The sequence below is a fragment of the Tenacibaculum haliotis genome (genome assembly GCF_025215075.1).
Taxonomy (GTDB): Bacteria; Bacteroidota; Bacteroidia; order Flavobacteriales; family Flavobacteriaceae; genus Polaribacter; species Polaribacter haliotis_B.
The window spans coordinates 125539-134429 of record NZ_JAOBTH010000022.1; the positions used below are offsets into that span (position 1 = coordinate 125539).

Here is an 8891-nt window from a genome sequence, read left to right on the forward strand (position 1 = left end):
GTAGTAATTCAACGTGTTATTTTAAATGGGAAAGAAAGCAAAACTTACAATTAACGATTTTGAAAGTGTCTCTACAAATGAAGAGTTATTAAATTTAGTAGCGAAAAAAGGCATGTCGATAGATAAAGTTAAGGAAAAAATAACTTACGAAGAAGAACTTAAGAAACTTCAGGTAGAATTAGTGAAGCTTCAGCAATGGGTAGCAAAAAACAACAAACGAGTAGCTGTTATTTTTGAAGGAAGAGATGCTGCTGGAAAAGGAGGTAATATCCGTAGATTTATGGAGCATCTTAATCCGCGTTCTATGCGTTTGGTAGCGTTAAATAAACCTACTGTTATCGAAAAAGGACAATGGTATTTTCAGCGTTATATAAAAGAGTTGCCAAACCCTGGTGAGATTGTTTTTTTTGATCGTAGCTGGTATAATAGAGCGGTGGTGGAGCCAGTAATGGATTTCTGTACAAAAGAGGAATATAAAAAGTTTTTAGTGCAGGTGCCAGAATTTGAGCACATGCTATATGAAGATGGGGTAACGATTATTAAATTTTGGTTGTCTATTTCTAAAGACGAACAACTGCGTAGATTTGATGCACGAAACGATGATCCTTTAAAACGGTGGAAATTTAGTCCTGTTGATAAAAAAGGACAAGAATTATGGGATAGGTATACCTTTTATAAAGACGAAATGTTTAGTAAAACACATACTACCTATAGCCCATGGATAGTTGTAAAAACAAATGATAAAAAGAAAGCTAGGATAGAGTGTATTCGACATGTATTATCTCAGTTTGATTACCAAGTAGAAGAAGAATTGAAAACAATGACAAATCCTGATCCTAATATCGTAATGCGTTATTATCGATCAGTAAATCATTTAGATTAATATGGAAAAGTTAACACAAAAAGATGTAAATAAATTGAATTCTACCAAAGGGTTAAAAGCGCTTTTGTCTAAGCCTTTTAATCTGGAGAGAGCAGTTAGGTATGTAGATTATGAGCGTAAGCTTAAGAAATTACAAGTCGAGTTAATTCGATTACAAACCTGGGCTATAAATAATGAGGAGCGAATTATTATTATTTTTGAAGGAAGAGATGCTGCAGGAAAGGGAGGTGCTATCCGAAGAATTACAGAAAGAATTAATCCGCGGCATATGCGAATTATAGCATTGCCAAAGCCTAATGAAGATGAAAAAACACAGTGGTATTTTCAGCGATATGTAGAGCAGTTTCCTAAGGCAGGAGAAATTGTTTTTTTTGATCGTAGTTGGTATAATAGGGCAGTAGTTGAACCTGTAAACGGATTTTGTACGCAAGAGCAATATCAAATATTTATGAATCAAGTGAATGATTTTGAAAGAATGATTTTAGAATCGGGTATTCGTCTGGTGAAAATATATATGTCGATAAATAAAAAGGAGCAAGCAAAGCGTTTTAACGATATAAAAAACAACCCGTTGAAGCAGTGGAAAATGACCGAGGTTGATAAAAAAGCACAAGGATTGTGGGATGATTATACAGGATACAAACGCGCCATGTTTTCTAAAACAAATACTAAAACATCACCATGGAAAGTTATACGAGCGAATAGAAAAACAATCGCACGTATAAATGTAATAAATCACGTTTTAGAAAGTATTCCGTACGATAAGAATACGATTGTGTAAAAATTAATAACTCGTTTTTATTGTATATCTACTTTTATAATAAAATAACAACGTCACCCTGAATTTATTTCAGGGTTGTATTTGTATGCGTTCCATTTGAAATGATATGTGATTCTGAAACAAGTTAAGAATAACGCTATTTATAAGTTTACAACTCGTTTTTTATAATCTCAAAAATAAAAAATACTTCACCAGCAATTTGTTTGTTTGTGTTTAAGTAGCTTTCACTACTAAAATCGGTGTTATCCGCACTTTTCGGATCTGTATATGGTACGTGAAATCTTGCGATAGCATCCGGAATAAAAGGACAATTTTCGTCTGCATTGTCACAAGTGGTAATTGCAATATAAGGATAGCTGTTATTGGTGTGGTCGTAGGTTTTGGAAAAACCTAAAATTGATTTTTTTGTGCCTTCGAAAGTAATTAGGTAACGTGGGTTTTGATGCGAAAAATCTAAGATATTAAAATTAAATCCCGTTTTTTGTAGGCTTTTTACCGTATTTCTGTTAAAAGCAGTTACTTCGGTTCCGCCAGAATAGGTAAAAATATTTTTCAAGTTAAAATATTCAACAGCAAAAAAACTCCAAACTTGAGCAGACTGACTTCTTCTTGAGTTGTGGGTGCAAATAAAATTTAAATTTATCTTTTCTCTATCTTTATATTCACTAATAATTAGTTGCGCAATTTTAGTAAGTAGTTGTTTGCGTTCGTTACTAATGGTAATTTCTTTTCTAGCTTCTTCAAAGAATATTTTTGTGCTGATATTTTTAGTGTTTATCATTTTTTTACAGTTCTTTTGTACTATGTAATTATGGCAAAAATACGCTATAAAACTCTTTTAATGAATTAAGTAAAGGTTAAGGATGTGTTTAGAAATAGGTAGTAAAGTGGCGGTTTTAGATGCTGATATTAGAGGGTTCATAACAAAAAAGGAAAATAATATGTTTTTTGTTAAAGATACAGACGGAATGGAGTATTCTTTTTTAGCTCACGAATTGGTTAAAATTAATGTAGAGCAGCAGGAGTTAAGTAAGCGAACTCGAGTTAGTAATTCGTTATTGAGAGCAAAGATTGAAGACACGCAAAAAAAGAAAAAATCAATATTTGTAAAAGATAAAAATGAAGTAGTAATGGAGGTAGATTTACATGCTAGTAAATTAGTAAAATCTACGCGCGGAATGGATAATTACGATATTTTATCGTTGCAATTACAAACCGCCAAACATAAGGTAGAGTATTGCATGTCTAAAAGTATTGCGAAATTGGTGTTAATTCATGGTGTTGGAGAAGGAGTTTTAAAAACGGAATTGTATTATTTGTTAAATAATTATCCTGTAAAATATTACGATGCTTCTTATCAAAAGTATGGAGCAGGAGCTACCGAGGTATATATTTTTCAGAATGCAAATTAATTATAAGTAAAAATTATGAAAGCTATTTATTTAGATAATGCAGCAACTACACCAATGTTACCAGAGGTTATAGAGGTGATGCATGCGTCAATGCAAAATAATTTTGGAAATCCATCTTCTATCCATCAATTTGGTAGAAAAGCAAAAGCAGCTGTAGAAACTGCTAGAAAAAATATAGCAAAACATTTTAATGTATCTGCGCGCGAAATTATTTTTACAGCAGGTGGTACCGAGGCAGATAATTTAATATTATACAATGCTGTGTTAAATTTAGGTGTAAAAAGAATTGTAACTTCTAAAATAGAACACCATGCTGTTTTACGTACTGTACAGTATTTGCAAAAGCAATACAATATAAAGGTAGATTTTGTTGATGTTGATGAAAACGGAGTTGTTTCGTTAAATGATTTAGAAAATGTTTTAAAAGAAACTAGCGAGAAAACGTTGGTTAGTTTAATGTATATAAATAATGAAATTGGTAACTTATTGCCAATTCATAAAGTTGCTTTATTGTGTAAAACATATAACGCTTATTTTCATTCGGATACGGTACAGGCAATTGGGCATTATCAAATAGATTTAAAAGAAATACCTTTAGATTTTATTGTGGCAAGTGCACATAAATTTCACGGCCCAAAAGGAGTCGGCTTTGCATTTGTTAGAGCAGGAATCGCCTTGCAACCTATCTTATATGGTGGTGAGCAAGAAAAAGGAGTGCGTTCTGGTACCGAAAATGTACATGCTATTTTGGGTATGGAAAAAGCGTTAGAGGTTTCGTATAGTAACTTAAAAAAAGATGTGGACTATATAGTAGGAGTAAAAAAATATTTTATAAAACAATTACAAGCTTGTTTTAAGAAGATCCAGTTTAACGGCGAGTCTGCAAGTTTAGAAAAAAGTAGTTATACAATACTAAATGTACGTTTTAATATGAAAGATAAAATGATGCTTTTTAATTTAGATTTACAAGGAGTTGCAGTTTCTGGCGGTAGTGCTTGTCAAAGTGGTACCAATAAAGGGTCGCATGTGTTAAGAGCTTTTTTAAATGAGGAAGAAGCTGAAAAAACATCGGTAAGGTTTTCATTTAGTAAATTAACTGCGGTAAATGATGTAGATTATTGTATTTCTAAAATAAAAAACAATAAATACTTGCAATAAGAGGTTTTAAGAGGGTTAAAAATTATTTAACACCATGTTGTTGTTCTTTTTATTTTAATTTCTTATATTGACTGAATACTTGTTGGTTTGAATAGTTGTTATTTATGTGTTTTTGTTTTTTTATAAATAATTTTTATTAAAAATTATTGTGACTAACTAAATAAAAAAGTGTCTTATATATGTGACATACGTAAAAGTTAATTATATTTGCAATGTTTATTAGAGATAATCCCCCGAAACAATACATGTGTCATTAATATGACTACATGTGTTTTTTTGGGGTTTTTTATGTTTCAAATAATAACAAAAAAATAAAAATAATAACTAAATTTCATTTAGTTTGTTAGTATATAATAATATGGGGAAAAATTACAATTCATTCAGGTTGAAAGGCTTATTTTCTAAATTTAACGTAAAAAGCGTAAGTTTAATTTTATTGTTGTTTACTTCGTTTTTAGTAAATGCGCAAGCTACTTTTAATGCAAATCCAACCGCGGCAGCAATAGCAGCTGAATTACAGTCTTCAGGGGTTGTAATAACAAACCCTGTTATTACACGAGGTGCTGTAAATCCTGATAATGTAACACAAGATTCTGATCAAATAGCTACCTTTTCTAACGGTATTGCTGGGGCAGGTTTAGAGGTTGATGAAGGTGTTGCTTTTACAACTTCAAGTGTTGCTAATGTTTTTGGAATTAATGATCAAGATACTGCTTCTTTTGGTACTTTTAATACATATAATGATGTAGATTTAAGAAGTATAGATGCGAATGCAACTAGTGATGTAGTTGTTTTTGAGTTCGATTTTGAAGCTTTGCCTAATTATACAGGGGTTTTATTAGAATATCAATTTGGTTCAGAGGAGTATCCAAATTTTGTAGGTTCTGTATATAATGATGTTTTTGGTTTTTTTGTGTCGGACCCTTCGGGTGCAGATGCTACCATACCTGATGGAGATACCAATAATAATGGGGTGTATGATGGTGCAGAACAAGCTGCTTTTAATTTGGCATTTGTACCAGGTACCACAAACCCAGTATCTATTAACAATGTAAATGCTGGTTTTAGAGGTTGTAACGGAGGAAGTTCATCAGCAGATTTAGGGCAAGCGGCTTGGTATGTAAATAATGGGCATTATTTAGATGATGATACAGATCCTAATAATCAGCCTGTAAATTGTAATGAAAATATAGGACCTTACCCAGTAAATGTGCAATTTAATGGAATAACCAAAAAGTTTTCGGCAAATATAAATTTAACACCAGGTATTGTATACCACATGAAAATTGCCATTGCAGATGTTGTTGATTCTTATTTAGATTCAGGAGTTTTTATATCAAGTGTTGGTGGGGTACCTATAATAGAAGCTGAAAATGATGCAGGTGAAGTGGTTTCAACAACAGGTGGTGTTGCCGTAGCAAATGTGTTAACAAACGATACTGTAGGGGGTACTTTAAACCCTGATGTTGCAGATATAGAGTTAAACCAAATAAGTACAGCAAACCCAGGAGTAACTTTAAATACTGCTACTGGTGAGGTAAATGTTGTGCCAGGAACCGCAGCTGGTGTATACGATTTAGTATATACAGTATGTAAGCCATCTACAAACTGTGATACTGCAACTGTTACTGTAACAGTATTAGTAGATACAGATGGTGATGGAGTTGCAGATAGAGATGATTTAGATGATGATAATGATGGGGTTTTAGATACTGACGAAAAAGGGTGTATAACACCAGAGTCTATGGCGCCTTCATCAGGTACAACCGAATTAAATGCTGCAATAACAGTAATTAATAGCGGTGAAAAATACACAATATCTAGTGATTTAGATATGGGTTTAAGTTCTTTAACTATAAACGCAGGTGGGGAGTTGTATATACTTCCAGGAGCAGAATTAACAACAGTTAATTTAAATGCTAATGGTAAGCTTTTTGTTTCTGATACAGGAGGAGCCATTGTAACAGGTTCTATGACTATTGGTCAAAACGCAGCATCTGGTTCAGCAACATCAGAAGTACATATGGGTAAAGGTGCTTATTTTATAGCAAAAGGATCTTTATTGATAAATCAAGCAGGTACTTTTGGGGCTAATACCACAACTGTAGATGTGTTTATGGATTCAGCAGCTGTAATTGAAGTTTGTGGTACACTTTCAGTTGGAGAGCCAGATGTACTTCATAAAGTAGGAGATAATTCAAACGGAGCAGCATATTTAATTACAAGAGCACAAGCTACTTCTAACAACACAGGTGGAGCGCCGTCAATAACATTGTCAAACACAGTAGGCGGAGGTATCAATTGGATAGCTTTAAGTACTACAGGAACTACAGGTAGCTCTAATAAATTAAATCCAGGAACCGCAGCTTTTTGTGGTGACAATGCAACACAAGCTACTTGTGCTATATGGCCAGATAACTTAAATGCAGGAAATTGTGAAGAAGCAGAGGCTATAATAGGTCAGTTAATAGAGTTTTGTGGAAGTGGTCCATCTATTAGTAATGATATCGATGGTGACGGTATTCCAAATCAATTAGATTTAGATTCTGATGGCGATGGTTGTTCTGATGCAATAGAAGCAGGTACAACAACAAATCAAACAACAAATTACCAATTTCCATCAAACGATGTAAATGCTACTACGGGAGTACCAAATACTGCGGCAGCTATAAATGCTACAGGTGATTTTCAAAATCCAGCAGTAGCATCATGTAACTGTCCTTTTGCTTCAGGAGTAGATACTGACGGAGATGGGTTAGATGATACCTGTGATTTAGATGATGATAATGATGGTATTTTAGATATTGATGAAAGTTGTGTAGGGTATTTGTCACAAAATAATTCAGGAGCTTGGGCAGGAACAACATCAACTGTAACAGCAAGTTTACCAGGAAGTAGTTCTCAAACTAATACGGGTTCTTTTAATGATGGGCAAATAAATTATAGTATTAATCAAAATGGAGCAGAGCAGCGCATAGCTAAAACTGGTGATGTTGATTTCGAATTAACATTTTCTCCTGCGGTGCCAGTAAGTGAAATTGCACTATGGATAAACGATGTTGATCCTACAAGTTTTTCATTACCAGCTACAGCAAAATACACTATTACAATAAATGGAGGTTCTGCTGATGGGTTATTTCTTAAAACTAGAGGTGATTTAAGCTATAACGATACTAGTGGTGTAATATCATTAAATGGAACAGCTGATAATCAAGATATAACAATAAAAGGACGAGGAACAACTTTAGTTTCAAGTATAAAAATAGTAAGTGAAGATTTAGGTGCTGATTTTATTGCGTATTCATTTTTTGCAAAAGTAAAATGTGATACAGATAACGATAATACTCCAGATTATCTAGATGTAGATTCTGATGGTGATGGGTGTTATGATGCTATTGAGGGAGATGAAGATGTTGAGTTATCACACTTGGTAGCTTCAGGAGTCCATCAAGGAAGAATAGATATAGCAGCAAACGGAGGTGTTAACTCAAATGGGGTACCTGATTTAGTAAACACATCAGGAACAGCTGATGGAGCAAATGATGATCAAGGTCAAGGAGTAGGTGCTAGTACGGTAGTTAATCCTGCACCTAATGCGGGTACAATATCTGGAGGAACTTCTGTTTGTACTACAAAAACATTAAATTTAAGTTCTGATGGAGATGCAGGAGGTGTATGGAGCTCTTCAGATATCGCTCGTGCTACTGTTGATGCATCAGGTGTTGTAACAGGTATAAGTAGTGGTACTGTAACAATTACATACACTATTACGTCAGTAGGAGGTTGTGTTGAAGAGTCTGATGTATTAGTAACAGTAAATAAAACACCAACTGCAAGCATTACTAATGATCATGGATTGGCATTAACTTGTGCAACACCAAGTACTACGTTAACAGCAAGTGGCGGAACGAGTTACTCTTGGTCAGATGGATCAACAGTAGTTGGAACAGCTTCAACATTATTAGTAAGTACCGCAGGAACGTTTACGGTAACAGTAACAGCGGCTAATGGATGTACAGATACAGCATCAGTAACAACGACATTAGATAATACAGCACCAACAGCTTCTATCACAAACGATAATGGTTTAGCATTAAGTTGTTCAGTACCAAATACTACTTTAACAGCAAGTGGCGGAACGAGTTACTCATGGTCAGATGGATCAACAGTAGTTGGAACAGCTTCAACATTATTAGTAAGTACCGCAGGAACATTTACGGTAACAGTAACAGGAGCTAATGGATGTACAGATACAGCATCAGTAACAACGACATTAGATAATACAGCACCAGCAGCACCAACAGGAACAGCTGCACAGACTTTCTGTTCTATTGATACACCAACAGTAGCAGATTTAGCAGCGACAGGAGCAGGAATCCAGTGGTATGCAGGGTCAACAGGAGGAACATCTTTAGCCACGACAGTAGCTTTAGTAGATNAGTGATCCAGCAGCACCAACAGGAACAGCTGCACAGACTTTCTGTTCTATTGATACACCAACAGTAGCAGATTTAGCAGCGACAGGAGCAGGAATCCAGTGGTATGCAGGGTCNGTAAGTGATCCAGCAGCACCAACAGGAACAGCTGCACAGACTTTCTGTTCTATTGATACACCAACAGTAGCAGATTTAGCAGCGACAGGAGCAGGAATCCAGTG

The 8891-nt window shown here is 34.5% G+C and carries 6 protein-coding genes; 5 read left to right on the top strand and 1 reads right to left on the bottom strand.

The genetic code is table 11. The features are described 5' to 3' along the window. Nucleotides 1-25: 25 nt before the first annotated feature. The gene (gene ppk2 / locus N2251_RS03590; RefSeq protein WP_260585339.1) at nt 26-883 is read left to right on the top strand and encodes a polyphosphate kinase 2; all 858 of its coding nucleotides are present in this window, start codon (nt 26-28) and stop codon (nt 881-883) included. A 1-nt stretch (nt 884) separates the two neighbouring features. Further along, on the top strand, nt 885-1664 hold the full coding sequence (gene ppk2, locus N2251_RS03595) for a polyphosphate kinase 2 (protein ID WP_260585340.1): 780 nt from the start codon (nt 885-887) through the stop codon (nt 1662-1664). Nucleotides 1665-1812: 148 nt separating this feature from the next. Here ppk2 (N2251_RS03595) and N2251_RS03600 read toward each other — a convergent pair whose 3' ends face one another. Next, complete coding sequence (locus N2251_RS03600) at nt 1813-2445, bottom strand: low molecular weight phosphatase family protein (RefSeq protein ID WP_260585341.1); 633 nt, start codon at nt 2443-2445, stop codon at nt 1813-1815. 82 nt (nt 2446-2527) lie between these two features. Between N2251_RS03600 and N2251_RS03605 the strand changes: the two genes are divergently transcribed. The 3 genes from N2251_RS03605 (at nt 2528) to N2251_RS03615 (ending at nt 8678) form a co-directional block, all read left to right on the top strand. Further along, complete coding sequence (locus N2251_RS03605; RefSeq protein ID WP_260585342.1) at nt 2528-3076, top strand: DUF8465 domain-containing protein; 549 nt, start codon at nt 2528-2530, stop codon at nt 3074-3076. A gap of 15 nt (nt 3077-3091) precedes the next feature. Continuing rightward, entirely contained in the window at nt 3092-4234 is a 1143-nt protein-coding gene (locus tag N2251_RS03610) for a cysteine desulfurase family protein (protein WP_260585343.1), read from the top strand. Nucleotides 4235-4592: 358 nt separating this feature from the next. Continuing rightward, on the top strand, nt 4593-8678 hold the full coding sequence (locus N2251_RS03615) for a choice-of-anchor L domain-containing protein (RefSeq protein ID WP_446678064.1): 4086 nt from the start codon (nt 4593-4595) through the stop codon (nt 8676-8678). The last annotated feature ends 213 nt before the right edge of the window (nt 8679-8891 follow it).

Coding starts and splice junctions, on each gene's coding strand:
- ppk2 (WP_260585339.1), top strand. CDS start 26: ATGGGAAAGAAAGCAAAACTTACAATTAACGATTTTGAAAGTGTCTCT.
- ppk2 (WP_260585340.1), top strand. CDS start 885: ATGGAAAAGTTAACACAAAAAGATGTAAATAAATTGAATTCTACCAAA.
- N2251_RS03600 (WP_260585341.1), bottom strand. CDS start 2,445: ATGATAAACACTAAAAATATCAGCACAAAAATATTCTTTGAAGAAGCT.
- N2251_RS03605 (WP_260585342.1), top strand. CDS start 2,528: ATGTGTTTAGAAATAGGTAGTAAAGTGGCGGTTTTAGATGCTGATATT.
- N2251_RS03610 (WP_260585343.1), top strand. CDS start 3,092: ATGAAAGCTATTTATTTAGATAATGCAGCAACTACACCAATGTTACCA.